The 25,796-nt window shown below is 68.2% G+C and carries 25 protein-coding genes; 8 read left to right on the top strand and 17 right to left on the bottom strand.

Going from position 1 to position 25,796, the window contains the following annotated elements:
• On the top strand, positions 1-595 hold a 595-nt coding region (locus tag AB3347_RS14905), incomplete at its 5' end, for an IS1595 family transposase (protein ID WP_369092588.1).
• A 6-nt stretch (positions 596-601) separates the two neighbouring features.
• Here the strand turns inward: AB3347_RS14905 and AB3347_RS14900 are convergent.
• Entirely contained in the window at positions 602-1,084 is a 483-nt protein-coding gene (locus AB3347_RS14900; protein ID WP_369092587.1) for a nuclear transport factor 2 family protein, read from the bottom strand.
• Between the two features lie 198 nt (positions 1,085-1,282).
• On the opposite strand from AB3347_RS14900, the gene AB3347_RS14895 reads away from it, so the two are divergent.
• The 5 genes from AB3347_RS14895 to AB3347_RS14875 all read left to right on the top strand — a co-directional run bounded on the left by AB3347_RS14895 (position 1,283) and on the right by AB3347_RS14875 (position 6,282).
• A complete protein-coding gene (locus tag AB3347_RS14895; RefSeq protein ID WP_369092586.1) occupies positions 1,283-1,714 on the top strand; it encodes a hypothetical protein in 432 nt (143 codons plus the stop codon).
• A gap of 31 nt (positions 1,715-1,745) precedes the next feature.
• On the top strand, positions 1,746-2,471 hold the full coding sequence (locus AB3347_RS14890) for a response regulator transcription factor (protein ID WP_369092585.1): 726 nt from the start codon (positions 1,746-1,748) through the stop codon (positions 2,469-2,471).
• Positions 2,458-3,684 carry an ATP-binding protein gene (locus AB3347_RS14885; protein WP_369092584.1) on the top strand — a complete coding sequence of 409 codons (1,227 nt, stop codon included), beginning with the start codon at positions 2,458-2,460 and terminating at the stop codon, positions 3,682-3,684. Before AB3347_RS14890 ends, AB3347_RS14885 begins: the two co-directional genes overlap by 14 nt.
• Before the next feature lie 110 nt (positions 3,685-3,794).
• Positions 3,795-5,447, top strand: coding sequence for a phosphoethanolamine transferase (locus AB3347_RS14880; RefSeq protein WP_369092583.1), 1,653 nt, complete (start codon positions 3,795-3,797; stop codon positions 5,445-5,447).
• Positions 5,428-6,282 (top strand): phosphatase PAP2 family protein, encoded by an 855-nt coding sequence (locus tag AB3347_RS14875; RefSeq protein ID WP_369092582.1) that lies wholly within the window; start codon positions 5,428-5,430, stop codon positions 6,280-6,282. The genes AB3347_RS14880 and AB3347_RS14875 overlap by 20 nt, the downstream gene beginning before the upstream one ends.
• Here AB3347_RS14875 and rnk read toward each other — a convergent pair.
• From rnk to paoA, 5 genes are all read right to left on the bottom strand, one after another.
• On the bottom strand, positions 6,227-6,634 hold the full coding sequence (rnk, locus tag AB3347_RS14870; RefSeq protein ID WP_369092581.1) for a nucleoside diphosphate kinase regulator: 408 nt from the start codon (positions 6,632-6,634) through the stop codon (positions 6,227-6,229). The two genes, AB3347_RS14875 and rnk, sit on opposite strands and share 56 nt — an antisense overlap.
• Positions 6,635-6,951: 317 nt before the next feature.
• On the bottom strand, positions 6,952-7,896 hold the full coding sequence (locus AB3347_RS14865; RefSeq protein WP_369092580.1) for a hypothetical protein: 945 nt from the start codon (positions 7,894-7,896) through the stop codon (positions 6,952-6,954).
• 109 nt (positions 7,897-8,005) lie between these two features.
• Positions 8,006-10,267: a molybdopterin cofactor-binding domain-containing protein gene (locus AB3347_RS14860; protein ID WP_369092579.1), complete on the bottom strand. Its 2,262-nt coding sequence runs from the start codon at positions 10,265-10,267 to the stop codon at positions 8,006-8,008.
• Between the two features lie 15 nt (positions 10,268-10,282).
• Complete coding sequence (locus AB3347_RS14855) at positions 10,283-11,248, bottom strand: xanthine dehydrogenase family protein subunit M (protein ID WP_369092578.1); 966 nt, start codon at positions 11,246-11,248, stop codon at positions 10,283-10,285.
• Complete coding sequence (gene paoA / locus AB3347_RS14850) at positions 11,245-11,940, bottom strand: aldehyde dehydrogenase iron-sulfur subunit PaoA (RefSeq protein WP_369092577.1); 696 nt, start codon at positions 11,938-11,940, stop codon at positions 11,245-11,247. The genes AB3347_RS14855 and paoA overlap by 4 nt, the downstream gene beginning before the upstream one ends.
• 357 nt (positions 11,941-12,297) lie before the next feature.
• On the opposite strand from paoA, the gene AB3347_RS14845 reads away from it, so the two are divergent.
• Complete coding sequence (locus AB3347_RS14845; RefSeq protein ID WP_369092576.1) at positions 12,298-12,732, top strand: hypothetical protein; 435 nt, start codon at positions 12,298-12,300, stop codon at positions 12,730-12,732.
• A gap of 6 nt (positions 12,733-12,738) precedes the next feature.
• Here the strand turns inward: AB3347_RS14845 and AB3347_RS14840 are convergent, their stop codons facing one another.
• The 6 genes from AB3347_RS14840 to AB3347_RS14815 all read right to left on the bottom strand — a co-directional run bounded on the left by AB3347_RS14840 (position 12,739) and on the right by AB3347_RS14815 (position 19,630).
• Positions 12,739-13,089, bottom strand: a complete 351-nt coding sequence (locus AB3347_RS14840; protein WP_369092575.1) for a DUF3147 family protein — start codon at positions 13,087-13,089, stop codon at positions 12,739-12,741.
• Between the two features lie 102 nt (positions 13,090-13,191).
• Positions 13,192-16,290 carry an efflux RND transporter permease subunit gene (locus AB3347_RS14835; protein ID WP_369092574.1) on the bottom strand — a complete coding sequence of 1,033 codons (3,099 nt, stop codon included), beginning with the start codon at positions 16,288-16,290 and terminating at the stop codon, positions 13,192-13,194.
• 7 nt (positions 16,291-16,297) lie between these two features.
• Positions 16,298-17,413, bottom strand: a complete 1,116-nt coding sequence (locus AB3347_RS14830; protein WP_369092573.1) for an efflux RND transporter periplasmic adaptor subunit — start codon at positions 17,411-17,413, stop codon at positions 16,298-16,300.
• A gap of 2 nt (positions 17,414-17,415) precedes the next feature.
• A complete protein-coding gene (locus tag AB3347_RS14825) occupies positions 17,416-17,967 on the bottom strand; it encodes a hypothetical protein (RefSeq protein WP_369092572.1) in 552 nt (183 codons plus the stop codon).
• Positions 17,964-19,169, bottom strand: coding sequence for a TolC family protein (locus tag AB3347_RS14820; protein ID WP_369092571.1), 1,206 nt, complete (start codon positions 19,167-19,169; stop codon positions 17,964-17,966). Before AB3347_RS14820 ends, AB3347_RS14825 begins: the two co-directional genes overlap by 4 nt.
• Positions 19,170-19,246: 77 nt before the next feature.
• Positions 19,247-19,630: a hypothetical protein gene (locus AB3347_RS14815; protein ID WP_369092570.1), complete on the bottom strand. Its 384-nt coding sequence runs from the start codon at positions 19,628-19,630 to the stop codon at positions 19,247-19,249.
• A 238-nt stretch (positions 19,631-19,868) separates the two neighbouring features.
• Here AB3347_RS14815 and AB3347_RS14810 point away from each other — a divergent pair, with 238 nt between their 5' ends.
• Positions 19,869-20,927: a hypothetical protein gene (locus tag AB3347_RS14810; RefSeq protein WP_369092569.1), complete on the top strand. Its 1,059-nt coding sequence runs from the start codon at positions 19,869-19,871 to the stop codon at positions 20,925-20,927.
• Positions 20,928-21,016: 89 nt separating this feature from the next.
• Here the strand turns inward: AB3347_RS14810 and gltA are convergent, their stop codons facing one another.
• From gltA to sdhD, 5 genes are all read right to left on the bottom strand, one after another.
• Positions 21,017-22,318, bottom strand: a complete 1,302-nt coding sequence (gene gltA / locus AB3347_RS14805) for a citrate synthase (protein WP_369092568.1) — start codon at positions 22,316-22,318, stop codon at positions 21,017-21,019.
• Between the two features lie 62 nt (positions 22,319-22,380).
• The gene (locus tag AB3347_RS14800) at positions 22,381-22,671 is read right to left on the bottom strand and encodes a succinate dehydrogenase assembly factor 2 (RefSeq protein ID WP_369092567.1); all 291 of its coding nucleotides are present in this window, start codon (positions 22,669-22,671) and stop codon (positions 22,381-22,383) included.
• 209 nt (positions 22,672-22,880) lie between these two features.
• A complete protein-coding gene (locus AB3347_RS14795; RefSeq protein WP_369092566.1) occupies positions 22,881-23,591 on the bottom strand; it encodes a succinate dehydrogenase iron-sulfur subunit in 711 nt (236 codons plus the stop codon).
• A 53-nt stretch (positions 23,592-23,644) separates the two neighbouring features.
• Positions 23,645-25,423, bottom strand: a complete 1,779-nt coding sequence (sdhA, locus tag AB3347_RS14790) for a succinate dehydrogenase flavoprotein subunit (RefSeq protein WP_369092565.1) — start codon at positions 25,421-25,423, stop codon at positions 23,645-23,647.
• Between the two features lie 2 nt (positions 25,424-25,425).
• Positions 25,426-25,794 (bottom strand): succinate dehydrogenase, hydrophobic membrane anchor protein, encoded by a 369-nt coding sequence (gene sdhD / locus AB3347_RS14785; protein WP_369092564.1) that lies wholly within the window; start codon positions 25,792-25,794, stop codon positions 25,426-25,428.
• Positions 25,795-25,796: the final 2 nt, after the last annotated feature.

Below are 25,796 nucleotides of genomic sequence, written 5' to 3'. Positions count from 1 at the left end.
CTTTCGCTGGCGCCACCGCTTTCTGCACCTGGCCAAGGCAGACCGGCCGGCCCAGCTGGCCGGCATCGCCGAGGCCGACGAGATGTTTTTCCTGGAATCGCAGAAGGGTTCGCGCCAGCTGGACCGGACGCCGCGGAAACGCGGTGGCGTCGCCAGGCGGCGCGGCATCAACAGCGAACACGTCTGCGTGCTGGTGGCGCGCGACCGTGCCGGCGGCACCCATGACTTCGTGACCGGCCGCGGCGCGGTCACCGCAGCCCAGTTGCACCAGCACCTGTTTCCCGTGCTCGACCCGGACGTCCTCCTGGTGACCGACGGGCACCCGGCCTACCGTAGCTTTGCACGGTCAGCCGGCATCACGCATGAAGCCGTCAACCTGCGGGCGGGCGAACGCGTCCGCGGCGCGTTGCACGTGCAAAACGTGAATGCCTATCACCGGCGCTTCCGGCAATGGCTGGCGCGCTTCAACGGCGTTGCCTCATGCTACTTGCCCAACTATCTCGGCTGGCAATGGGCAATCGACGGGCAACGCATTGACTCGGCCGAAGGGATGCTGCGGATAGCGCTGCGCGGCACATCCCACAACGAACGGTGACAGCGCCTACTTTTTCTCGTGCCCGGCGATCAGCTCCGTCACCTTCCCCGCCACCTCGTTCGGCACCGCCATCGACAGCTGGTAGTGCACGATCTCGAAGCCCTTGGCCGTCTTGCGGATCACGCCGCTGGCCATGCAGGGGCCCATGTTCGGGGTGTCGAGCAGTTCGTCGAACCAGATCAGCGAGCCGTCGCCGGAAGCGTATACGTTGCGGCGCGTGGCCTTGAAGCTCCAGGCCGACTTGCGATCAAAGTATTTCTTGGACCACGCCTTGAACGCGTCGCGCTGCCACAACTCGCTGCGGTCGGTGCCGATGTAGACGCCGTCCGGCGCGATCTTGTCGAAATAGGCCATGCGCGCATTGGCCGCGTCGTCGTGCCACTCGTCAACGAAGGCATTGACCTGCTTCGTCAGGACCGGGTCGGTGGCGGCCTGGGCGGTGCAGCACAGGCTCAGGAAAAGAACGGCGGCGGCAAACAATCGTTTCATGGTCTCTTTCTGTAGGGTATTTGTTGAATGTCACGGAGCGGTCAGACGCGCCCACGATAATCCAAAGTTGAGCGATTGCCAACGCCGTTCCGGGTCTGCCCCTGTTCCTATAGTGCGCGTTTAACGGATTTTTAACATTTTGCGTGTACTGTCTGGCTGACCCATCCCATTTCTTCCCCGCGGGGTTCGAGCCTGACCATGCCTATGCGTCCTCCTCCCGATGCCGTCTCGATCCAGGAACTGCTGGTGCTGGAAGCCGTCGCGCGCCGCCTGGCCAGGAAGTATCCGCCCGACTGGCTCGAGCGCCAGGGCCGCCCGCTGTATCTTGCCACGCTGGCCGCGTCCTTCCTGGCCGCGGTGCTGGCCGGGCTGGCCTGGGGTCCGTGGTGGGGCTTCCTGATTCCCTTGTGCGTGCCCACCTGCGTGCTGGTCGTCCTGCCGCGCCTGCTGTTCGGGCGCATCGCGGGGCGGCCGCGCTGGGCCCATCCGCTGGCCAGCCTGGACCGGCAGGACATCGACCTGGTCCAGCGATTTATTGCCCCTATGAAATATCGCTCCACCATCAGCGGCGACGACATCTTCCGGATCTGGTGCCGCGCCCGCCACGTCGTGGAATACCGCCATGGCTGACCGCGCCGCCGTCGTGCACTAGAATAGGCGGATGCGCATCCTTATCGTCGAAGACCATCCGGACATCCTCGCCAATCTCTACGGTTTCCTGGAGCCAAAGGGCCACCAGCTCGATTCCGCCCGCAACGGCTATGGCGGCCTGGCGCTGGCCTCCGAGCACGATTACGACGTGATCGTCCTCGACGTCATGCTGCCGGGCCTGAACGGGCTGGAGCTGTGCCAGAAGCTGCGCACCGAACTCGGCAAGTCGACTCCGGTGATGATGCTGACCGCGCGCGACAGCCTGCCCGACAAGGTGGCCGGTTTCGACAGCGGCGCCGACGACTACCTGGTCAAGCCCTTCTCGCTGGTGGAGCTCGAAGTGCGCCTGAAGGCGCTGGTGCGCCGCTCGGCCGCGGCCCATGCGGTGCACGCGACCATGCGCTTCGGCGAACTGAGCTATGACCCGGACATGCAGGAAGCCACGCGCGCCGGCGTACCGGTGCAGCTCACCCGGACCGGCTACACCCTGCTGCGCTGCCTGCTGGCCAGCGCCCCGCGCATCGTCACGCGCGAGACCCTGGAGCAGGCAGTGTGGGGCGACGACCGCCCCGACAGCGACGCCCTGCGCACCCACATCCATGCGCTGCGCCAGGCCATCGACAAGCCCTTCCCGACGCCGATGCTGCACACCGTGGCCGGGGTCGGCTACAAGCTGGTGCAGCCGGATCCATCGCCGAATTCGCCATCGAACCCGCAGCGCGATGCGTCCCGCTGATTCGCTCAAGCGCCGCATCGTCGTCGCCTTCGTCCTGTTCGGCCTGGGCGCCTCGATGTTCTTCGCCTTTATCGCCGCCATCGCGGTGGAAGGCATCGAGGTGCAGTTGGTCGACAAGCGCCTGGAGGCCGCGGTGGCCTGGGCCGCGCCGCGCCAGGCCGCCGGCCTGGACGTCGACATGCCGGCCGGACTGCGCTTCCAGCGCAACGAAGCCATTCCCGCACCGCTGCGGGGGCTGGCGGACGGGGTGCACAAGGTCGACGTCGGCGCCGTCCGCCTGCACGTGCTGGCCGGGCACGACGCGCGCGGCAACTGGGTGCTGGTCGACCACGAAAGCGACTACGACAAGATCGAGCTGGTGGTGTACTCAATGTTCGCGGCGGTCTTCGTCGGCTTCCTGCTGCTGGCCACCCTGCTCGGCGGCTTCCTGGGCACGCGCGTGGTCGCCCCGATCCGCGAACTGGCGCAGGCGGTCCGCGACGACAGCGCGCCGCCCGCCCTCACCGCGCGCAAGGACGAACTGGGCGTGCTGGCGCGCGCGCTCGAAGCGCATACCGCCGAACTGCGCGCCTTCCTCGACCGCGAACGCTACTTCACCGGCGACGTCAGCCACGAGCTGCGCAGCCCGCTCACCGTGATCATGGGCGCCGCCGAGATCCTGATGCAAGAAAGCGCCTCGCCCGCCGTGCGCGGGCCGGCCGAACGGATCTACCGCGCCGCGCGCGAAGCCGCCGAATGCGTCACCGTGCTGCTGCTGCTGGCGCGCGCGCCCGATCTCGGCGCGCTGGCGCCGGTGCAGGTCGGCCAGATCGCGCGGGACGAAGTCGAGAAATACCGCACCCTGGTGGCCGGCAAGCCGGTCACCCTGCGTTTCGTCGACGGTCCGGCGCTGGCGGCGCGGGTACCGCGCGAACTGTGCGCGGCCGCCATCGGCAACCTGGTGCGCAACGCCTGCCAGTACACCGACCGGGGCGAGGTCGTGGTGCGCATGCTGCCGGGCCAGGTGCTCATCGAGGACACCGGCCCGGGCCTGCCGCCCGCGGTGCTGGCCACGCTCGGCAACGGCGGCGGGATCCCGTCGAGCGGCTCGGGCGGCACCGGGCTCGGACTCGCCCTGGCGCGCCGCATCTGCGATTTCGTGGGCGCCGGCTTTGCCTACGACGCGCGTCCCGGCGGCGGCAGCCGCTTCACGCTGAGTTTTCCGGCTGCCTAGACGCGCACCGATATTGCATGGCATTCACGGGGATTTAACGGCCTGCTGACGAGCTGTTGACGCACTTATCCTTATCCTTGGCGGTATCGTAGCCATTCCGGCTGCGCGCCATGAAACGATATAACGTGCACAAGGTCTTCCACCGGCGTATCAACGCCAACCTGCTGGTCTTCTCCGTCGCGCTGCTGCTGGCCACCGTCGCCAACATCAATTTCTGGTCCGCCCTCGTGCATGCCGTCGGGGGCTTCTCCCTGGCGCGGCTGCCGCTGCTGGCGGGCAGCCTGCTGATCGTGGTGCTGCTGTTCCATGCGCTCCTGATCCCGTTCAGCTTCCGCTTCGTCGCCAAGCCCGCGCTGATTGCGTGCCTGGTAGTGGCGTCCGCCTCGACCTGGTTCATCAACGAATACGGCATCGTGATCGACAAGGCCATGATCCAGAACGTGTTCGAGACCGACCTGCGCGAAGCCTCGGAACTGCTGAACTGGCGCCTGGTGCTGTTCGTCGCGTTGACCGCCGGCCTGCCCTCGCTGCTGATCGCGCGGATGCAGATCCGCTTCCCGTCGGGCCTGCGCGGCCTGGGGCAGCGCGCCGGCATCTTCGCCGGCGCACTGGCCCTGGCGGCCCTGCTGCTGGTGCTGCTGTTCAAGACCCTGGCGCCGGCCGTGCGCGAGCACCGCGAACTGCGCTACCTGCTCACGCCCACCAACGTGGTGCAGGCGCTCAACGGCTATTTGCGCAACCGCTGGAGCACGCCCGTGGCGCTGCAGCAGATCGGCCGCGACGCCGTCAAGGGCCCCCGCTGGGCGGGCGCGGCGCGCCGCACGGTGACCGTGATCGTGGTCGGCGAGACCGCCCGCGCGGCCAACTTCTCGCTCGACGGCTATGCACGCCCGACCAATCCGCGGCTGGCGCGCGAGGAAGGCCTGATCAACTTCGCCCGGGTCCAGTCCTGCGGCACCGCCACCGCGGTGTCGGTGCCCTGCGTGTTCTCGGTGCTCCCGCGCGAGCAATACGACGACAGCATGGCCAAGCACCAGGAAGGCCTGCTCGACGTGCTGTCGCACGCCGGTTTCCGCGTGCTCTGGCGCGACAACAATTCCGGCTGCAAGGGGGTGTGCGACCGCGTCGAATTCGTCGACATGGCGGCTCCATCCCCCGGCAAGCCTCACTGCGCCGGCGACGAGTGCTACGACGAGGGCCTGCTGGAGGGCCTGCCCGATCTGATCCGGCAGCCGGGCAAGGACCTGGTCATCGTGCTGCACCAGAAAGGCAGCCACGGGCCGGAATACGCCAAGCGCTATCCGGCCGGTTTCGGCCGCTTCGGCCCGGTATGCCGGAGCAGTGAATTCTCGGCCTGCAGCCGCGAATCGATCGTCGCCGCCTACGACAACACCATTCTCTACACCGACCACTTCCTGGCGCAGACCATCGACCTGCTGCGCCAGGCCGCGCGCGATGCCGACGTGGACACCTCGATGCTGTATTTTTCCGACCACGGCGAATCGCTCGGCGAAGGCAATATGTACCTGCACGGCGCGCCCTGGATGTTCGCGCCGGACGAGCAGACCCACGTGCCGATGATGCTGTGGATGTCGGACGGCTTCAGCCAGCGCTTCCGGATCGACCGCGCCTGCCTGCAGGCGCGCCGCGACCAGCCGCTCTCGCACGACAACGTGTTTCACTCGGTGCTCGGCATGCTGAACGTCGAAACCGCCGTCCTGAACCCCAAACTGGACCTGTTCCATGCCTGCGTTCGCAACTGACCCTGCAATTGAGCCGGCAAGGGACGCCGCAACCGATGCCGCCGGCGGCGCGGAGCATCCGGATAGGCTGCTGGGCAGCCGCGGCGCAATCTTCCTCGGTATCCTGCTTGCCCTGGCGGCGCTGGCAATTTTCGCCCTGGGACGCTACACCGACGCCGACCTGGCGCTGGCGGACGCGCTGTACGACCGCGCGGCCGGCGCCTTTCCGTGGCGCGAGGCCTGGCTGACGGCGGTCTTCAGCCACCGCATCGCCAAGACGATCCTGACGGTGGCCGCTGTCCTCCTGATCGCGGCCGCGGTCGGCGATGCGATCTGGCCGCAACCGGTGTTCGACCGCCGCTTTGCACGGCTGCGGCTGCGCGTGATCGCCTGGTCCGCCTTGCTGGTGCCGGTGGTGACCAGCCTGTTGAAGCAGTCGAGCGACGCCTACTGCCCCTGGGACCTGGCGCGCTACGGCGGCAGCGCACCCTATGTGCGCCTGTTCGAGGCCTTGCCCGCGGGCGTCCTGCCCGGTCACTGCCTGCCGGCGGGGCATGCGTCGAGCGGGCTGTGGCTGGTGGCGCTGGTGTTGTTGTGGCTGCCGGGACCGCCACGCAGGGCATGGCGTGCCCTGGCCCTGGCGCTGACGCCGGGGCTGGCACTGGGATGGATGCAGCAGATGCGCGGTGCGCACTTCCTGACGCACACGCTGTGGTCGGCCTGGATCGCCTGCGCCATCGTGCTGCTGCTGGTCGTGCTGCTGCAGGCCAGGGAGGCACGCGGCGCGCGCAGGCGCATGCTCAACGGTGATACTTGCCGTCGTGCTCAGGCTGGTATTCGATGGCGCGCACGCTGAGCTGGAACAGGGCGCCGTCGGGGCGTTCCCAGCTGATGGTGTCGCCCACCTTCAGGCCCAGCAGCGCGGTGCCGACCGGCGTCAGGATCGACAGCTGGTTCGGGTCGCCGGTCATGTCTTTCGGATAAGTCAGCGTCATGGTCACTTCCTGGTCGGAACCGTCGAGCGTGAAGCGCACGCGCGAATTCATGGTGACGACGTCGGGCGGCATCTCCCACGGTTCGGCCAGCGTGGCCCGGCCCAGTTCATCGAGCAGGGCGTCGCGCGCGCTTGCCTGTGCGGACGGCAAGGCGTCCAGCATGCGGTCGAGACGGTCCATGTCCAGCCATGAGACGAGGATGGTCGGTTTCATTCTTACTCCTGATTGTGTGCCCGCAGCATTGGCGGGCGGGGATCATGGCGGCAGCCGGGGGCGGCCGCGGTGTGGGATCGGGTAGGCTCGGGAGGAGGTAAAAAGGCGTGCAGCGGTCCTCACCGAGCCCGGACGAGCCAGGCGAGGTTGCGGGACGACTGCTGCACCGCTCGGGAGACGGCGGCGCAATCACGCTCGACGGACGCGGCAAAGCCCCTGCCTTGCTGGCAGGCGGCGGTGCGCGGCGATGTGAAGCGTGGTGGGTTCATGGATTCGGCAAGAGGTCAGGGCCCAGTATAGCCCTTGTGGAGAATCCGTCAATGCCGCGTGCGTCGATCCAGGCCAAAGCAGGCCGCGAACGGCACCAGGAAAGGATACAGGCCCCAGACGGCGCGGCCGTCGACGCGTACGCACAGCGCCGCGTACAGCGGTGGCAGGGCCATCAGCGCCAGCAGGCTGGCGAAGGGCCGCAGCGCGCGCGGCGCCGCGCGCCAGCCGAGCACGGCCAGCGGCACGACCAGCACGGCGCTGCCGGCGATCGTGGCCAGCGAGCGCAGGTCCTGCAGCGCGTGCAGCAGTTGCGCCAGGCCGGGCGTCCAGGCGTAGCCCGGCAGGCCGGTGATGAGCCACCAGCGCACCGCCACGATCCACGCGCCGGCCGCGCCCAGCACGGCCAGCCCGGGCACGAAGCCGATGCGCCGCATCGCCACCAGCCACACCAGCAGCAGGATGTTCTCTTCGCGCACGGCAGTGCCGGCCAGTCCGGCCGCCGCGGCCAGCCACGGCTGGCCCGACAGCACGGCCAGCACGAAAGCCGCCCGGGCGCAGACCGAGCCCGGATCGACCAGCAGGTAGGGCGCGTACCAGAACGTGGGCAGCGAGAGGATCATCAACAGGCCTGCCGCGATCGCGCGGCGCCGGCCGAGTCCCGCGCGCAGCACGGCAGCCGACATCAGGCAGGCGGCCAGCGTGACCAGCACCCAGTTGAGCATGGCGAAGCCGTTGCGCAGGTCGCCGGGAATGCTCGACGCCAGCACCGGCACCAGCAGCCGGTACGGAAAAGGCGCGACCAGGCTGCTCGCCGGGATCTCGCCGCGCAGGTAGCGTGCGGTGTCGTAATAGGCCTGCGAATCCGAGACGGTGCCGCCCCAGCGCCACATCATGATCAGGAAGGCCAGCAGCGCGAACGCTGCGGCAAGGCGGGGCCAGTCGATACGCTGCGGGGCGGCGGGAAGGATGGGCGAGGGACTGGCTGGGAGCATGCGCTACGAACAGGTGACGGAACGGCGTGATGATAGCCGCGGCCGGCGCCGGCGTCCATCCAGGGCGAATGAATCGCGGACGGCCGGCGACGCCGGCCGTCCGGCCGCATCATACCGACAGCGGCATCTTCGTGATCAGCTTGTCGAGGGTGATCGGATACTCGCGCACCCGCACGCCGGTCGCGTTGTACACGGCATTCGCGATCGCCGCCGCCACCCCGCAGATGCCCAGCTCGGCGATGCCCTTGGCCTTCATGGGCGAGGACATCGGATCGGTTTCGTCCAGGAAGATGACCTCCTGGTGGGGGATGTCCGCGTGCACCGGCACCTCGTAGCCCGCCAGGTCGTGGTTGACGAAGTAGCCGAGCCGCTTGTCGACGGCCAGTTCTTCCATCAGCGCCGCCCCTGCCCCCATGGTCATCGCGCCGATCACCTGGCTGCGCGCCGTCTTCGGGTTCAGGATGCGCCCGGCCGCGCACACCGCCAGCATGCGCCGGATCCGCACCTCGCAGGTCACCGCGTCGACGCCGACCTCCACGAAGTGCGCCCCGAAGGTCGATTGCTGGAAGCGCTTGTTGATGTCGCCGTACTCGATCAGGTCTTCCGCCACCAGCTCGCGCTCGCCGACCGCCTCGCCAAGGGGCAGGCTGCGCTCGCCCGCGCGCACCAGCCCGTCGGCGAAGATCGCGCGCTCCGGCGCGAAGCCGGCCTGGCGCGCCACCGCCTCGCGCAGCTTCATGCAGGCGGCATACACGCCCGCCGTCGAGTTGTTGCCGCCCCACTGGCCGCCCGAGCCGCACGAGGCCGGAAAACTCGAATCGCCCAGCCGCACACGCACCCGTTCCAGGGGCACGCCCATCATCTCGCTGGCGGTCTGCGCGATGATGGTGTAGCTGCCGGTGCCGATGTCGGTCATGTCGGTTTCCACCGTCAGGATGCCGCGCCGGTCCAGGCGCACGCGCGCCGCCGACTTGGTCAAGAGGTTGTCGCGGAAGGCCGAGGCCATGCCCATGCCGACCAGCCAGCGCCCCTCGCGTACCGATCCGGGCTTGCCCGATCTGCGCTCCCAGCCGAAGCGCTCGGCCCCGGTCTGCAGGCACTGGATGAACTGGCGCCTGGAAAACGGCGGATGCGGGTTGTGCTGGTTCTTTTCTTCCGGTTTCTTCGACTGCGGGTCGGTAGAGCCGGGCTTTTCGGGATTGTCCGGCACCACCTGGGTGTCGTTCAGGATGCGGAAGCGCACCGGGTCCATGCCGAGCTGCTCGGCCATCTCGTCCATCGCGATCTCGAGCGCCGCCATGCCCGGCGCCTCGCCCGGCGCGCGCATCGCGTTCGATTCCGGCAGGTCCATCGCGGCCACCCGGTTGGCGGTCATGCGGTGCTCGCCGGCGTACAGCGAGCGGGTCTGGGTGGCGGCGTTCTCCGGCGAGCCCTCGGGCAGGTTGCCGGACCAGGCTTCGTGGGCGATCGCCGTGATCTTGCCTTCGCGCGTGGCGCCGATCCGGATGCGCTGCAGGGTGGCCGAGCGGTGCGTGGTGTTGTTGGGGATCAGCGCGCGCTGCAGGCTCACCCGCACCGGCCGGCGCGCCGCCCTTGCCCCCAGCGCCGCCAGCACGGCGTCGGCGCGCACGAACAGCTTGGAGCCGAAGCCGCCGCCGATGTAGGGCGACAGCACGCGCACCTTGTCCTTCGGCAGGCCCAGGGTCTTGGCGATGTCGCCGCGGCTCCAGTTGATCATCTGGTTCGAGGTCCACACGGTCAGCTGGTCGCCGTCCCAGGCTGCGATGCTGGCATGCGGCTCCATCATCGAATGCGATTCGTGGGCGGTGGCGTATTCGGCGTCGAGCTTGACCGGACTCGAGGCAAACGCGCCGGTGAAGTTGCCGACCTTCGATTCGGCCGCCTCCTTCTTGGGTGCGACGGCCTTGTTCTGCACCGCGCGCAGGTCGTATTTGCCCTTCTCGCGCTCGTACTTGATGCGTACCAGCGCAGCCGCATCGCGCGCCTGCTCGAAGGTCTCGGCCACCACCAGCGCCACCGCCTGGTGGTAGTGCTCGATGCGCGGGCCGCCCAGCAGCATGGCGGTATTGAAGTTGCCCTTGGCGAGCTTGCCCGCGTTCTGGGCGGTGACGATGGCGATCACGCCCGGCGCGGCCTTGGCGGCCGCCAGGTCCATCGAGACGATGCGCCCGTTGGGAATGGCGGCGCCGATCACGTAGCCGTGCGCCTGGTTCGGCACCACGTCGTGGCGGTCCATCGCGTAAGGCGCCGTCCCGGTGGTCTTGAGCGGACCGTCGATGCGGTCGATCGGCTGGCCCACGACCTTGAGCTGGTCGATCGGATTGGTGCTGGCTGGTTCGTTGAATTTCATGGCATGCCCTTCTGCTTATGCTGTGGCGCCGGACGCTTTGGCGTCGGCGATGGCGGCGGCCAGCGTGCGCTCGACGAGCGGCAGCTTGAATGCATTGTCCTCGGTGCTGCGGGCGCCCTGCAGCAGGGCCCCGGCGACGGCCTGCGCCCCGCGCGGGAACGCGGCTTCCGCCGACTCGACGCGCCATGGCTTGTGGGCCACGCCGCCCAGCGCCACGCGGCCGCTGCCGTCGGGCTGGAGGATGGTGGCCACCGACACGATCGCGAAGGCGTAGGAGGCGCGGTCGCGCACCTTGCGGTAGGCCTGCACCCCGCCGGCGGGCGGCGGCAGCGTCACCGCGGTGATCAGCTCGCCGGCCTTGAGGTTGTGCTCGATGTGCGGGGTATTGCCCGGCAGGCGGTGGAAGTCGGCGATCGGGATCACGCGCGTGGCGCCGCCCGGCGCCACCGTCTCGACCCGGGCGTCGAGCACGCGCATGGCCACCGCCATGTCGCTCGGGTGGGTCGCGATGCAGGCGTCGCTCTGGCCGACGATCGCGTGCAGGCGGGTGAAGCCGCCGATGGCGCTGCAGCCGCTGCCCGGCTTGCGCTTGTTGCAGGGCACGTTGGTATCGTAGAAGTAGGGACAGCGGGTGCGCTGCAGCAGGTTGCCGGCGGTGCTGGCCTGGTTGCGCAGCTGGCCCGAGGCGCCGGCCACCAGCGCGCGCGTCAGCACGCCGTAGTCGCGCCGCACGCGCAGGTCGGCGGCCAGGTCGCTATTCCTCACCAGCGCGCCGATGCGCAGGCCGCCGTCGGCGGTCGGCTCGATGCGGTCGAGCGCCAGGTCGTTGACGTCGATGAGGTGGGACGGCGTTTCGATCTGCAGCTTCATCAGGTCCAGCAGGTTGGTGCCGCCCGCGACGAAGCGCGCGTTCGGGTGGCGCGCCGCGGCGTCGGCGGCTTCCTGCGGGGTCCTGGCCCGTTCGTAGGTAAAGGCTTTCATCGCTTGGCTCCCGCGACGCCGGCGACCGCGGCCACCTCGGCGATCGCCTCCTGGATGTTCGAGTAGGCGCCGCAGCGGCACAGGTTGCCGCTCATGCGCTCGCGGAATTCCATCTCGCTGGCCGGCGCCGGCGCGTTCAGGTCGGCGGTGACGTGGCTCGGGCTGCCGGCGCGCAGCTCTTCCAGCATGCCCACCGCCGAACAGATCTGCCCCGGGGTGCAGAAGCCGCACTGGTAGCCGTCGTGCTTGATGAAGGCGCGCTGCAGCGGGTGCAGGTTGGTCGGCGTGCCGAGGCCTTCGATGGTGGTGATCTCGTGGCCTTCCTGCATCACGGCCAGCGTCAGGCAGGAGGTGCTGCGGCGGCCGTCGACCAGCACCGTGCAGGCGCCGCACTGGCCCTGGTCGCAGCCCTTCTTGCTGCCGGTGAGCTGCAGGCGGTCGCGCAACGCGTCGAGCAGCGTGGTGCGCGGGTCGACCATCAGCTGGTGCTCGACGCCGTTGACCTTCAGGCGGATGCTCATGGTGGTGGGCGTGCCGGCGGCGGACGAAGCCGGCTGGGCGGCCGGGGCGGCGGTGGCGGGCATCGCCACCTGCGAGGCCACGGCGACGCCGCCGACGGCGACGGTGGACGCCTTGAGCAGCTGCCGCCGGTGTGGATCGAAGTCGGGCATCGTGGTTCCTTTCGTGGACATTGGCAATGGTGGGACGGCGGCGCAGGCCTCGGGGGAAGACCGATCTCCGATTTGACGAAAACGCGCATTCCGGACCGCAGCCAAGAACATAGCGCTTTTTACATTTTAGGGGCGTGCAGTTCGCTTGCGCGCCTGGAGTGCGATTGTAGGCGCGAGGACAGGCCGTTTTACCTGCCAAAAATGCAAGGGCTTATGAATGCCGTTCATGAATACTGGCCACTATCCAGTAACAGCGCTACTGAATGGGCGTGCCCGCAGCCATTCGCCCCGCATAATCCGCGCGGGCTTAATGATCCGATAAGTATGCGGGGAATGGTTCAGGTACAGTCGGCCGCTCATTCATTCCGGCGTCGAACGATGAAAAACTGGCTCCTGCGCATTGTCGTCCCCCTGGCGGTCTGCCATCCGTTCGCCGTGCATGCCGATGCGCCGGCGGCGGCCAAGGGGGGCCGGCAAGATCCGTTCGCGCCGCCGCAAGACCAGGCGGCCGCGCCCGCATCGGGTGCACGGCCGAGCGACGAGGCGATCCGGGCAGCGGTCCGGGCCGTCCTGCAAGAGATGCCGGAGAGCCCTCTGCCCGCGACCGGCAGCGCCCTGAGCGGCGGCGCCTACCGCGAGTTCGAGCGCAAGTTCTCGGAGGCGGAGAAGCCGCACTGCATGGGCCCGAACGCTCTCAAGCACCAGCCGCACAGCATCACCACCAAGAACTGGAATGTTGGTGTGAGCGGCCTGTTCGCCCTGCCCTTCTGGGGCGCGGCCATCATGCGCGGCAAGTGCAGCTGGAGCCGCTGAGCCTTCTTACAGGAGCACGATCCCGAAGCGCCTGACCGCCAGCGCGAACAGCCCGAAGCACAGCACGGTGATCAGGACGGACGCGCCCATGGTCCACCAGAAGCCGAGCCGCGGCAGCAGCCACGGGAAGGCCAGGAACATGGGCAGGGTCGGCACCACGTACCAGAAGGTGTACCAGGCGTGATTGGCGATCCTGGCCTGCGGCTGCTGTTCGACGTACAGCCAGACCAGGGTCAGGATCGTGATCATCGGCAGCGCCGCAATGAAACCGCCGAACCGGTCGCTGCGCTTGGCCGCTTCGGAGACCAGCACGACGACCGCCGCGGTCAACAGGTATTTGGTGATGATCCACTTCATCGATGCTCCTTGTGTTGTCTGGCCGGGAAACGCACGCTGTCGCGCTGCGACGCCAGAATACAGGTGGCGGCGCTGCAATGGCGCCGCCACCTGCCGGTCGAATCAATAGCTTTCCTTGCCCTGCTGCGCCAGCAGGCGCTCCAGCGGGCGCCGTCCCACGGTCCAGAAGATCAGGGGTGTCAGCAGCGAATCGAGCAGCGTGGAGCTGATCAGGCCACCGAAGATCACCACCGCGACCGGATGCAGGATTTCCTTGCCCGGCGCATCGGCCGCCAGCAGCAGCGGCGTGAGCGCGAAGGCGGCGACCAGCGCCGTCATCAACACCGGCGTCAGGCGCTCGATCGAGCCGCGCACGATCATCGGCCAGCCGAAGGTCTCGCCCTCGAACTTGCACAGGTTGATGTAGTGGCTGATCTTGAGAATGCCGTTGCGGGTCGCGATGCCGGCCAACGTGATGAAGCCGACCATCGAGGCCACCGACAGCGACACCCCGGCGATCCACATCGCGATGACGCTGCCGACCAGCGCGAACGGGATGTTCCCCATGATGACCAGGGCCAGGGTCGAGGACCGGTAGCGCGAATACAGCACCAGGAAGATCATCGCCAGCGAGGCCAGCGACAGGCCCAGGATCAGCCGCTGCGACTGCTCCTGCGCCTGGAACTGGCCTTCCACGCTGACGAAGTAGCCGCCCGGCAGCGGGGTCGCGGCGACGGTCTTGCGCACGTCGGCAATGATGCGCGACATGTTGGAGCCGTCCGTGTTGGCATACACGACGATGCGGCGGCGCCCGTTCTCGCGGCCCACCTGGTTGGGGCCGTCGCCCTCTTCCACGGTGGCGATGCGCGAGAGCGGAACCGGGCCGGCGGGGCTGGCCAGCATCACCTTGCCCAGGTCCTGCGGCGAACGCTCGGCGTCGGGCAGGCGCAGCACCAGGTCGAAGCGGCGCGCGCCGTCGATCACCTGGGTCACGCGCGTGCCTTCCGACAGGGACTGCAACGCCTGCAGGACGTCGCCCGCGGCCAGGCCGTGCTGTGCCGCCTTGCGGTAGTCGACCCGTACCTTCACCTGCGGGATCAGGACCTGGCGCTCGACCGACAGGTCGACCAGGCCCGGGACCCCGTCCAGGCGCCCGCGCAGGCCCTCGGCCAGGCCGCGCAGCGTGTCGATGTCGTCGCCGTAGATCTTGAGGGCGATCTGGGCGCGCACGCCGGACAGCAGGTGGTCGAGCCGGTGCGAGATCGGCTGGCCGATCGCCACCGAGCCCGGGATGCTCGCCAGCTGCTGGCGGATGCTGGCCATCACCTCCTCGCGGCTGCGTCCGGACGGTTTCAGGTCCACCTCGATCTCGGACGAGTGCACGCCCTCGGCATGCTCGTCCAGCTCGGCGCGGCCGGTGCGGCGCCCGACCTTGGTCACTTCCGGCACCTGCGCGATCAGGGTCTCGGCCAGCGCCCCCATGCGATTGGCCTCGAGCAGCGAGGTGCCCGGCGTGAAGCTCAGGCTCATCACCAGCGAGCCTTCGTTAAAGGCCGGCAGGAAAGCGCGCGGCAGGAAGGGCACCGAGGCCGCCGCCGCCCCCACCACCAGCAACGCACCGGCGAACAGGCGCCGCATGCGCGGGAAGGACCAGGCCAGCGCCCGCGTGTCCCAGGCCTTCAGGCGGCGCACGATCGGGCTGTCGCCGTGCTGCAGGCGCTTCATCCCGGGCAGCAGGTAATAGGCCAGCACCGGGGTCACCGTCATCGACACCAGCATCGAGGCCAGGATCGAGGCGATGTAGGCGATGCCGAGCGGCGCGAACAGGCGCCCCTCGATGCCCGGCAGCGCGAACAGCGGCACGAACACCAGCACCACGATCACGGTGGCGTACACGATCCCGGAGCGCACCTCGACCGAGGCCTGCCAGATGGTTTGCAGCACGGTCTGCCCGGCCTGGTCGCGTTGCTTCAGGCGGCGCAGGATGTTCTCCACGTCCACCACCGCATCGTCGACCAGCTCGCCGATCGCGATCGCCAGGCCGCCGAGCGTCATGACGTTGATCGACTGGCCCAGCAGGTGGAAGGCGAGCGCCGTCACCGCCAGCGACAGCGGGATCGCCACCAGCGAGATCAGGGTGGTGCGGGCGCTGAGCAGGAAGGCGAACAGCACCACCGCCACCAGGATGGCGCCGTCGCGCAGCGCTTCCACCACGTTGCCCACGCCGGCCTCGATGAAGTTCGCCTGGCGGAACAGCACGGTCGGGGCCGAGATCCCGGCCGGCAGGCCCTGCTTCAGTTCCGCCAGCGCGGCCTCGACGTCGCGCGTCAGCCGCACCGTGTCGGCGGACGGCTGCTTCTGCACGCTGACGATCACCGCCGGCTTGCCGTCCAGGCCGGCGTCGCCGCGCTTGAAGGCGGGCGCATAGGCCACGCCCGCCACCTGCTCGAGCAGCACCGGCATGCCGTTGCGGTAGGCCACCGCCAGGCCCTTGACGTCGTCCAGACGCGTCGTTCGGCCCAGGTTGCGGATCAGGTATTCGCGGTTGTTCAGGTCGATGAAGCCGCCGCTGGTGTTGCCTGCAAAGCCGCGCAGCGCACCCGTCAGCTGTTCCAAGGACACGCCGAACTGCGCCATCCGCGCGGTGTCGGGCTGGACCCGCAGCTGGCGCACCTCGCCGCCGATCGGGATCACCTGCGACACGCCGGGAATCGACAGCAGGCGCGGACGCAGCACGAAGTCGGCATACTCGCGCGCCCGCATCGGATCGGTCCGGGCCACGTCGATCGGCAGCGCGATCAGCATGATCTCGCCCATGATCGAGGACACCGGCCCCATCATCGGCGCGATATTCCCGGGCAGCTGTTCCTTGACCAGCGCGATGCGCTCGGCCACCTGCTGGCGGTTGCGGTAGACGTCGGTGCCCCAGTCGAATTCGGCGTACACGATCGACAAGCCCACGCCCGAGACCGAGCGCACCCGGGTCACGCCCGGCATGCCGTTGAGCGCGGTCTCGAGCGGGAAGGACACCAGTTGCTCCACTTCCTCGGGCGCCATGCCGCCGGCTTCGGCCAGCACGGTGACCACCGGCTTGTTCAGGTCGGGGAACACGTCCACCGGGGTGCGCCATGCGGTGACGGCGCCGTAAACCATCAGCAGCAGCGCTGCCGCCAGCACGAACAGGCGGTTGTGCAGGCTGAATCGAACGATGAAATTGAACATGGTCGCCTTACCGGATCTGGTTGATCAGGGAGGTGCCGCTGACCACCACCCGGTTGTCCGGGGCCAGTCCCTTGGTCACGACCACGGTCCGCGCATCGAGCGCGGTCGCCTCGACCGGCAGCGCGATGAAGCGCAGCGCGCCCGACTTGATCCACACCACCGTTTCGTTGGCCTGGTTGCGCGCCAGCGCCGACGCCGGCAGGGCGATGCCCTTGACCCTGGCGTCGAGCTTTGCCAGCACCGTCACCGGCTGCCCCACCGCCAGGTCGAGCGCCTTGCCGCGGGCACGGAAGTTCAGCGGCAGCGCGCCGTCGCGCAGGCTGCGCCCGGCCCCGAGCAGGGTCAGTTCGGCGTCCGGCAGTTCGGCCAGCGAGGCGCTGCCGATCCGGCGCGCCAGCGAGGCGTCGGTGGCCAGCGCTTCGACCAGCATCTGGCCCGGGTCGACGATCTCGAACAGGACTTCGCGCGGCTCCACCATCTGGCCGTTCAGCACCGCCGCACTGGCGACGACGCCGCTGGCCGGCGCCACGATGGCGTCCAGGCCGCCGATCGACTTCGCCACCGCGCGCTCGCGGCCGGCGCTGGCGGCCAGCTCGGCCCGCGCCGCCTCCACTTCCTTGGCCGGCACCACGCCCTCCAGCGATTCGAGGCGCCTGACCCGCTTGGCCAGCAGTTCGCGCTGCGCGCGCAGCCCGGCCAGTTCGGCCGCCTGGTTGCCGCGTTCGACGGCGCTGCCGAGCGGCCGCAGGCGCGCCAGCACCTGCCCCCTCACGACGCGCTGGCCGGCGACCGGCAGGCCGTTCGGGCCGGGCAACACCTGTCCCGCGAACGGCGCCTGCACCCGGCCGCCCGCATTCGGGTCGATCGCGGCGCGACCGTTCAGCGCCACCGTGCGGGCGAATTCGCCCTCCTTCACCATCAGGGTGCGCAGGCCCATGCGGCGCTGGGCCAGCTTCGGTACGTTGACGCTGCCGTCCGGCAGGCGCGCCAGGCCGCTGACCGTGGTCGCGGTCTTCTCGTCCAGGTGTTCGCCGTTGGGGCCGTGGGCGCCCGGTGAAGCGGACAGCGAGGCGCTCAGGAACGCGGCCGCCAGGCCGGCAAGGAGTCGGTAGTTGATCAGCATGTTCAGGTCTCCTTGCGTTGACGCAGGCGCCGTACCAGCAGTGCGGCAGCCACGAGGACGAGCGCCGCGGCGGCGGCCAGCCACCAGCGCCGGCCGGCCGGGTGTTCGTCATCTTGGTGATGGTCTTCTTCAGCGACCTGCAGGCTTCCCTCGAGCCGGCTGCGCTCCTGGCCGGCGGCCAGGGTGAACAGCAAGGCATGCGTGCCCGGCTGCGAAATGGCGGCCAGCAGCGTCGGATCGTCGACAGCGTAGTCGCCCATGTCGGCGTGGAAGGTCGCCTTGGCCTTCAGGTTCTTGTACTGGACTTCGAGCTCGCCGCCCAGCACCGGCTCGTTGGTCTCGTAGCGGTCGATCATGATCGACAGTTCGCCGCCGGACAACTGGCCGACCAGCTCGAAGGCTTCGTTGAAGGTCTCGATGCGCGGCACGCCGGCGGCGGCGCCGTGCGCAGCCGGGGCGTCGAGGTGTTCGCCATTCGGGCCGTGCGCGCCGGGGCCGGCCAGTGCCGGGCCGGCGCTCAGCAGCGCGGCCAGCAGCAGGATCAGGATGTTCATGGAAGGATTCCTAAAGCTTGATTGAGTTGGGCGTGGGCCAGTCCGAGCATGGCGCGCTGGCGCGCCACGGCAACGTCGGCCTCGTGGGTCAGGGCGCGCGAACGCAGCAGCTCGGCCAGGCCGCGCTCGCCCTGGCGGAAGGCCTTGTCGTACAGGGCGGTGTGTTCGTGCAGGGCCGCGGCGCGGCTGGTGGCCGCTTCCAGGGCGCTGCGCGCGTTGGCCAGGCGTTCGTGCGCTAGCGCGAGGTCGGCCCCGGCCTGGGCCCGGGCCTCGGCCGCCTCGGCAGCCGCGCCGGCGATCGCGGTCTGCGCCTGCGCCTCGAGCGCGCGGTTGCGCGCCGCGCCGCCGAAGGGCACCTGCAGCGACAGGCCGATGCTGCGCACCGGCTCGCGCCAGGTGCGTTCCTCTTCGCGCCGCACCGACAAGCCGACGGTGGGCGGCGCCGCACGGCTGGCCTCGGCCAGGCGCAGTGCCGCGCGGGCGCGCTGCTCCGTGGCCTGCGCGGCCAGCAGGCGCGCGTTGGCGGGCGCGGCGCCGTCCTGCAGCGCTTCCGGTTCCAGCGGCGGCAGCGCTTCCAGCCCGGTGAGGACGCGGTAGCGGGCCAGCGCTTCAACGGCGGCGGTGCGCGCTTCCAGCACCTCGATGCGGGCCGCCTGCACTTCCTGCTGCGCCAGCAGGCCGTCGCTGCGCGCCAGGTCGCCGGCCTTGACGCGGCGCTGGACCTCGTCGGCGAAGCCTTCCAGGTGGTGCAGGTGGTCCTGCTTTTCGTCGAGCTTCACCTGGGCGGCGGCGGCTTCCCAGATGCGGCTGCGCACCAGGCCTGCGACCGCCAGCCTGGTCGCACCGAGGTGGGCCGCGGCCTCGTCGCTGCCGGTGGCGGCCAGCGCTTCGCGCGCGGATTTCTGGCCGGGCAGCCAGACCGAGGTCGAGACCGACAGTTCGGATTCGCGCGCCTGGCGTTCCGAAGCGCCCTGGTCAAGGCGGTGCGCGAGGCCGAGCGCCGGGTTGGCGGCCAGCCAGGAGCCGGCCGTGGCGCGCGCGGCGCGGGCCTCGTCCTGGCGCGCTTCGGCCGTGCGGGCGGCAGGCAGGCGCTGCCAGGCGGCGTCGACGGCCTGCTTGAGTGTCGGGGGCGCCGCCAGCGCCCAGCATGGGAGGGCGAGGACGGCGCCGATGGCGTAAAAAGACAAGCGACGGATGCGCATGTGTTCTCCTTCGGGTGATGAATGAAATCACCGAGGGCGTGCACACCCGCGCGAATGGCTCGCGCCGGCCGTCTGGATCAGGCGTGCGGCAGTCCCCCGGCAGCAAGGCCGAGGGCATGGCGCGGAGGTTTGCGTGGTCCGTCGAGGAAGGGGTCGGGCGCCGGCCGGGCCAGCGCGCCGGCGACTTCGCCGGTCGGCTGCTCGGGCGGCGTCACGGGACGCGGGAAACTGCAGGTCGCCACCTGCGCACAGGAGGAATGGTCTTGACTGTGCTCGCGCGACGCTTCGGAGTTGTCGTAGTGGACAGAACCGTCGTCGTCGTGATGGTGCTGGATACGCTCGCCCTGCTCGAGCACGTGCGCGAGCGTCGCCGCGCCGTAGGCGTGCTGGGCGCTTCCCTGCATGGCGAAACCATACAGGGGCAGGCAGAGCAGCAGGAGGATGTGGACGATGCGGCGCAAGAGGACACCTTGGTGAAGTCGGCCGATTATAGCAGCCTGCCGCGGGCTTCTGCTACGCCCGGTCCGCCGGATGGTGCACGCCGTCGTTGGTGGGAACGGCGGGAAGATCGAAGGGATCGACGCGGGTAATGCTCAGCTTCGTGATTCTTTTCCAGGACGGCCGCCACAGGATTGACTGGTGCGAGGCCGGCTACGGATACTGGACGCCGGACCCACCTTTTATCCTCGCCTGCCACCCATGAACATCCTGCTGCGCTGCCTCCTCCACGCCGCCCTTCTCGCCAGCGCGCACGCGGCTGCGCAAACGGGCCCTGGCGACCACACGGCGTCCGATCGCGGCCGGATCGCCGCCAAGCCCCTGTTCCGCGACCCGGTGTTCGACGGCGCCGCCGACCCGGTGATCGTGCGCCATCCCACCCGCGGCAGCTGGTGGATGTTGTATACCAACCGCCGCGCCAAGGCCACGGACCTGCCCGGGGTATCCTGGGTACACGGCACTAGAATCGGCATCGCCGAATCGCGCGACGAGGGCGCCAGCTGGAGCTACGTCGGCACCGCCGACATCGCGTTGCCGGCGGAGATGGGCGGCCAGGATGCCACGCAGTGGGCGCCCGACGTGGTGCGCGCCGACGACGGCACCTATCACATGTTCCTGACCGTGGTGCCGGGCGTGTTCACCGACTGGAACCACCCGCGCCATATCGTCCACCTTACCAGCACCGACCTGCGCACCTGGCGCAACGCGCGCGCGATCAAGCTCGCCTCCGACCGCGTGATCGATGCCGCCGTCACCCGCCTGCCCGGCGGGCTCTGGCGCATGTGGTACAACAACGAGCGCGATCACAAATCGATCCACTACGCCGACAGCCCCGACCTGTCCACCTGGGCCGAGCGCGGCAAGGTCGTCGCCGACCAGGCCGGCGAAGGGCCGAAGGTGTTCCAGTGGCGCGGCGCCTGGTGGATGATCACCGACGTCTGGCGCGGCCTGGCCGTCTACCGCTCGCTTGATGCGGTCAACTGGACCCGCCAGAGCGGCAACCTGCTCCAGCAGCCGGGAACCGGCCTTGACGACGGCGCCATCGGCGGCCATTGCGACGTGGTGGTCAGCGGCGAGCGCGCCTGGCTGTTCTACTTCACCCACCCGGGCCGCGGCGCCGTGCAAGGCGGCGCGGGCACCGGCACCGACGGCGTCGCCCAGCGCCGCAGCGTGATCCAGGTGACGGAGCTGATCCAGTCGGGCGACACGCTGCGGGTGGAGCGCGATGCGCCGACCCGCATTGCGCTGCGCGCCGACTGACGATGCGTGTACCCGCATCTGCTGCGACACGCTCGTGCAAACAAAAAAAGCGGGCCGAAGCCCGCTTTCCAATGCCGCTGCGTTAAAAATCAACGCTTGTCGATCGACGGCACGTCGCGCACCGGCGAGCCGACGAACAGCTGGCGCGGGCGGCCGATCTTCTGTTCCGGATCGGCGATCATTTCGTTCCACTGGGCGATCCAGCCGATGGTACGGGCCATCGCGAAGATACCGGTGAACAGCGAGACCGGGATGCCCAGGGCCGACTGCACGATGCCCGAGTAGAAGTCGACGTTCGGGTACAGCTTGCGCGAGACGAAGTATTCGTCGTTCAGCGCGATGCGTTCCAGTTCCATCGCCAGCTTGAACAGCGGGTCGTCCTGCAGGCCCAGTTCGTTCAGCACTTCGTGGCAGGTTTCGCGCATCAGCTTGGCGCGCGGGTCGAAGTTCTTGTACACGCGGTGACCGAAGCCCATCAGCTTCACGCCCGAGTTCTTGTCCTTGACCTTCTCGATGAAGGCCGGGATGTTCTCGACCGAGCCGATTTCCTTCAGCATGGTCAGTGCGGCTTCGTTGGCGCCGCCGTGTGCCGGGCCCCACAGGCAGGCGATACCGGCAGCGATACAGGCGAACGGGTTGGCGCCCGACGAGCCGGCCAGGCGGACGGTCGAGGTCGATGCGTTCTGCTCGTGGTCGGCGTGCAGGATCAGGATGCGGTCCAGCGCGCGCACCAGCACGTCGTTGACCTTGTACTCTTCGCACGGGTTGGCGAACATCATGTACATGAAGTTGGCGCTGTACGACAGGTCGTTGCGCGGGTACATGAACGGCTGGCCGACCGAGTATTTGTAGGCCATCGCGACCAGGGTCGGCAGCTTGGCGATCAGGCGGATGGCCGAGATCTCGCGCTGCTTCGGATCGTTGATGTCCAGCGAGTCGTGGTAGAACGAAGCCAGCGCGCCGACGGTGCCGACCAGGACCGACATCGGGTGCGCGTCACGGCGGAAGCCGCGGAAGAAGAAGTTCATCTGCTCGTGAATCATCGTGTGACGGGTCACGGTGTTCTCGAACTCGGCCTTCTGGGCGGCGTTCGGCAGTTCGCCGTTCAGCAGCAGGTAGCAGGTTTCCAGGAAGTCGCAGTTGACGGCCAGTTGCTCGATCGGGTAGCCGCGGTACAGCAGCTCGCCCTTGTCACCGTCGATGTAGGTGATGCTCGAGTTGCACGAGGCAGTCGACATGAAGCCAGGGTCGTAGGTGAACTTGCCGGTCTGCCCGTACAGCTTGCGGATGTCGATGACGTCCGGGCCGATGGTGCCCTTGTAGATCGGCATGTCGACCGACGGGCTGCCGTCGGAGAACGACAGGGTGGCTTTGGTATCAGAGATATTCATGGCACTTCCTTCTTGTGGGAGTGGATCTAAAAACAAAAACGAAAACTGGCTGTAGGTCTCGACTACGCCTGCCGCAGGCGCGCCAGCAGGGCGCGCACGTGCGGCTGGTCGACCTCGCCTTCAGGCTCGGTCCGGCCCAGCAGCAGGTCCATCAGCGGGTTGTCCGCCAGGTCGAGCAAGCGGGTCAGCGCATCGACCTCTTCGTCGCTCAATTCTTCTTCATGCGCATCGAGGAAGCGCGTGAGGACCAAATCGTTCTCGAGCAGACCGCGGCGGGCGCGCCAGCGCAGGCGGGCACGGTTGGCGGGATCGGATTGATGCGTTTTCACTGGAGTCCGTTGTTGGGTCAACATCATACTCCGCATGCCGGGATTAGGCAGTACGGTACTTTTACTGTATTTGCGGCATCTTTGTATGCAGATGTCGCAATTTGCTGCAATGCGCTACGCTACGGCCGGTTGAACGCGTGGGCGGGGGACCCGCCCACCCTACGGGTGTCGTTGATCGTAGGATGGGCAGGTTTCCTGCCCACGCGGTCAACGAACGCTTGAACTGCCGCGCCTTAAATCGCGCGGCGCACCAGCAGTTCCTTGATCTTGCCGATCGCCTTGTTCGGATTCAGGCCCTTCGGGCACACGTCCGTGCAGTTCATGATCGAGTGGCAGCGGAACAGGCGGTACGGGTCTTCCAGGTTGTCCAGGCGCTCGTTGGTGGCTTCGTCGCGCGAATCGGCGATGAAGCGGTAGGCCTGCAGCAGGCCGGCCGGGCCGACGAACTTGTCCGGGTTCCACCAGAACGACGGGCACGAGGTCGAGCAGCAGGCGCACAGGATGCACTCGTACAGGCCGTCGAGCTCTTCGCGCTCTTCCGGCGATTGCAGGCGCTCTTTCTCCGGCTTGATCGAGTCGTTGATCAGGTAAGGCTTGATCGAGTGGTACTGCTTGAAGAAGTTGGTCATGTCGACGATCAGGTCGCGCACCACCGGCAGGCCCGGCAGAGGACGCAGCACGATCGGCTGGGTCAGCTCGTTCAGGTTGGTGGTGCAGGCCAGGCCGTTCTTGCCGTTGATGTTCATCGCGTCCGAACCGCACACGCCTTCGCGGCAGGAGCGGCGCAGGGCCAGCGAATCGTCGACGTCCGACTTGATGCGCTGCAGCGCGTCGAGCAGCATCTTGTCGGTGTCTTTCAGCTCGACGGTGACGTCTTGCATGTAAGGCTTCGAATCCTTGTCCGGATCGTAGCGGTAGATCTTCAGTTGGACTGTGCGTGCCATGTTTTTACCTGTTCTATGCAGGCCGGGATTGCGGTCCCGGCCTCAGAAAAATATTAGAAAGTACGGGCCTTCGGCTTGAAGGTGTCGACGGTCAGCGGCTTCTGCACCACCGGCTTGTACTCGAGGCGGTTGCCTTCCGAGAAGAACAGGGTGTGCTTCATCCAGTTTTCGTCGTCGCGGTTCGGGTAGTCGCTGTGGGCGTGGGCGCCGCGCGATTCCGGACGCGCCGCGGCCGACACGATGGTCGCCTTGGCGGTCTCGATCAGGTTGTCGAGTTCCAGCGCTTCCACGCGGGCGGTGTTGAACACCTTCGACTTGTCCTGGAAGGAGACGTGCTTGCGGCGCTCGTCGAGCTTCATGATTTCCTTGACGCCGGTATCCAGCAGTTCCTGGGTACGGAACACGCCGCAGTACTTCTGCATGGTGGCGCGGATGTCGTTGGCGACGTGCTGGACCTTCTCGCCGCCGGTCGAGGTCTCGAGGCGGTTCAGGCGGTCCATGCCGAAGTCGGCGGCATCCTTCGGCAGCGGCTTGTTGACCTTCTGCTTCAGGTTCTGCGCCACCACGTGGTTGCCGGCCGCGCGGCCGAACACCACCAGGTCGAGCAGCGAGTTGGTGCCCAGGCGGTTGGCGCCGTGGACCGAGACGCAGGCGCATTCGCCGATCGCGTACAGGCCGTTGACGATCTTTTGACCGCCAGTGCCGTCCGGCGCAACAACTTGACCGTGGATGTTGGTCGGGATGCCGCCCATCTGGTAGTGGATGGTCGGAACGACCGGGATCGGTTCCTTGGTGGCGTCGACGTTGGCGAACTTGTGGCCGATTTCCAGGATCGACGGCAGGCGCTTCTCGATGGTGTCCTTGCCGATGTGGCGCAGGTCGAGCAGCACGTGGTCCTTGTTCGGACCGCAGCCGCGGCCTTCCTTGATCTCCTGGTCCATCGAACGCGAGACGAAGTCGCGCGGCGCCAGGTCTTTCAGGGTCGGCGCGTAGCGCTCCATGAAGCGTTCGCCGTTCGAGTTGATCAGGATGCCGCCCTCGCCGCGCACGCCCTCGGTGATGAGAACGCCCGCGCCGGCCACGCCGGTCGGGTGGAACTGCCAGAACTCCATGTCCTGCAGCGGCAGGCCGGCGCGTGCCGCCATGCCCATGCCGTCGCCGGTGTTGATGAAGGCGTTGGTCGAGGCGGCGAAGATGCGGCCTGCGCCGCCGGTGGCGAAGATGGTGGTCTTCGCTTCCAGGATCATCACGTCGCCGGTTTCCATTTCCAGGGCCAGCACGCCGACCACGTCGCCGTCGGCGTCGCGGATCAGGTCGAGGGCCATCCACTCGACGAAGAAGTGGGTACGGGCGCGGACATTGCGCTGGTACAGGGTGTGCAGCAGCGCGTGGCCGGTACGGTCGGCCGCGGCGCAGGCGCGCTGGACCGGCTTCTCGCCGAAGTTCGCGGTGTGGCCGCCGAACGGACGCTGGTAGATGGTGCCGTCCGGGTTACGGTCGAAGGGCATGCCGAAGTGTTCGAGTTCGTACACGACCTTCGGTGCCTCGCGGCACATGAATTCGATCGCATCCTGGTCGCCCAGGTAATCGCCACCCTTGACGGTGTCGAACATGTGCCAGTACCAGTCGTCTTCGCTCATGTTGCCCAGCGAAGCACCGATGCCGCCCTGGGCAGCCACGGTGTGCGAACGGGTCGGGAACACTTTCGACAGCACCGCCACGTTCAGGCCGGCTTCGGCCAGCTGCAGCGATGCACGCATGCCGGAACCACCGGCGCCAACGATGACCGCGTCAAAGCGGCGGGTAGGGATTGCAGTTTTGATTGCTGCCACGATTACACACTCCAGAGAATTTGCACGGTCCAGGCGGCGCAGGCCAGCAGCCAGAAGATCGTCGCCAGCATCAGGAACAGGCGCAGGCCTGCCGACTTCACATAGTCCATCCAGATGTCACGGATGCCGACCCAGGCGTGGTAGAACAGGCCGAGGAAGGTCACCAGCGCGAACAGCTTGAACCACTGGCGCGCGAACAGGCCGGCCCAGCCTTCATAGCTGAAGTTCTGGCCGGTCAGGAAGGAAACCAGCAGCACGACGGTGAACGCGGCCATGACGATGGCGGTGACGCGCTGCGCCAGCCAGTCCTTGACGCCGTAGTGGGCGCCGACGACGAGGCGGCGCGGTCCGATGTTATTCTTGTTTGCCATGA

Origin of the sequence: Massilia sp. X63, from assembly GCF_041023745.1 — a bacterium.
Lineage (GTDB): Bacteria > Pseudomonadota > Gammaproteobacteria > Burkholderiales > Burkholderiaceae_D > Telluria.
The sequence above is the reverse complement of the archived record's forward strand: the minus strand, read 5'-3'. Positions and strand labels throughout refer to the sequence as shown.

Bases quoted from the DNA above. Each gene is read 5' to 3' on its own strand.
- AB3347_RS14900 (WP_369092587.1), bottom strand. From the start codon at position 1,084: ATGAAACGATTGTTTGCCGCCGCCGTTCTTTTCCTGAGCCTGTGCTGC.
- AB3347_RS14895 (WP_369092586.1), top strand. From the start codon at position 1,283: ATGCCTATGCGTCCTCCTCCCGATGCCGTCTCGATCCAGGAACTGCTG.
- AB3347_RS14890 (WP_369092585.1), top strand. From the start codon at position 1,746: ATGCGCATCCTTATCGTCGAAGACCATCCGGACATCCTCGCCAATCTC.
- AB3347_RS14885 (WP_369092584.1), top strand. From the start codon at position 2,458: ATGCGTCCCGCTGATTCGCTCAAGCGCCGCATCGTCGTCGCCTTCGTC.
- AB3347_RS14880 (WP_369092583.1), top strand. From the start codon at position 3,795: ATGAAACGATATAACGTGCACAAGGTCTTCCACCGGCGTATCAACGCC.
- AB3347_RS14875 (WP_369092582.1), top strand. From the start codon at position 5,428: ATGCCTGCGTTCGCAACTGACCCTGCAATTGAGCCGGCAAGGGACGCC.
- rnk (WP_369092581.1), bottom strand. From the start codon at position 6,634: ATGAAACCGACCATCCTCGTCTCATGGCTGGACATGGACCGTCTCGAC.
- AB3347_RS14865 (WP_369092580.1), bottom strand. From the start codon at position 7,896: ATGCTCCCAGCCAGTCCCTCGCCCATCCTTCCCGCCGCCCCGCAGCGT.
- AB3347_RS14860 (WP_369092579.1), bottom strand. From the start codon at position 10,267: ATGAAATTCAACGAACCAGCCAGCACCAATCCGATCGACCAGCTCAAG.
- AB3347_RS14855 (WP_369092578.1), bottom strand. From the start codon at position 11,248: ATGAAAGCCTTTACCTACGAACGGGCCAGGACCCCGCAGGAAGCCGCC.
- paoA (WP_369092577.1), bottom strand. From the start codon at position 11,940: ATGTCCACGAAAGGAACCACGATGCCCGACTTCGATCCACACCGGCGG.
- AB3347_RS14845 (WP_369092576.1), top strand. From the start codon at position 12,298: ATGAAAAACTGGCTCCTGCGCATTGTCGTCCCCCTGGCGGTCTGCCAT.
- AB3347_RS14840 (WP_369092575.1), bottom strand. From the start codon at position 13,089: ATGAAGTGGATCATCACCAAATACCTGTTGACCGCGGCGGTCGTCGTG.
- AB3347_RS14835 (WP_369092574.1), bottom strand. From the start codon at position 16,290: ATGTTCAATTTCATCGTTCGATTCAGCCTGCACAACCGCCTGTTCGTG.
- AB3347_RS14830 (WP_369092573.1), bottom strand. From the start codon at position 17,413: ATGCTGATCAACTACCGACTCCTTGCCGGCCTGGCGGCCGCGTTCCTG.
- AB3347_RS14825 (WP_369092572.1), bottom strand. From the start codon at position 17,967: ATGAACATCCTGATCCTGCTGCTGGCCGCGCTGCTGAGCGCCGGCCCG.
- AB3347_RS14820 (WP_369092571.1), bottom strand. From the start codon at position 19,169: ATGCGCATCCGTCGCTTGTCTTTTTACGCCATCGGCGCCGTCCTCGCC.
- AB3347_RS14810 (WP_369092569.1), top strand. From the start codon at position 19,869: ATGAACATCCTGCTGCGCTGCCTCCTCCACGCCGCCCTTCTCGCCAGC.
- gltA (WP_369092568.1), bottom strand. From the start codon at position 22,318: ATGAATATCTCTGATACCAAAGCCACCCTGTCGTTCTCCGACGGCAGC.
- AB3347_RS14800 (WP_369092567.1), bottom strand. From the start codon at position 22,671: ATGTTGACCCAACAACGGACTCCAGTGAAAACGCATCAATCCGATCCC.
- AB3347_RS14795 (WP_369092566.1), bottom strand. From the start codon at position 23,591: ATGGCACGCACAGTCCAACTGAAGATCTACCGCTACGATCCGGACAAG.
- sdhD (WP_369092564.1), bottom strand. From the start codon at position 25,794: ATGGCAAACAAGAATAACATCGGACCGCGCCGCCTCGTCGTCGGCGCC.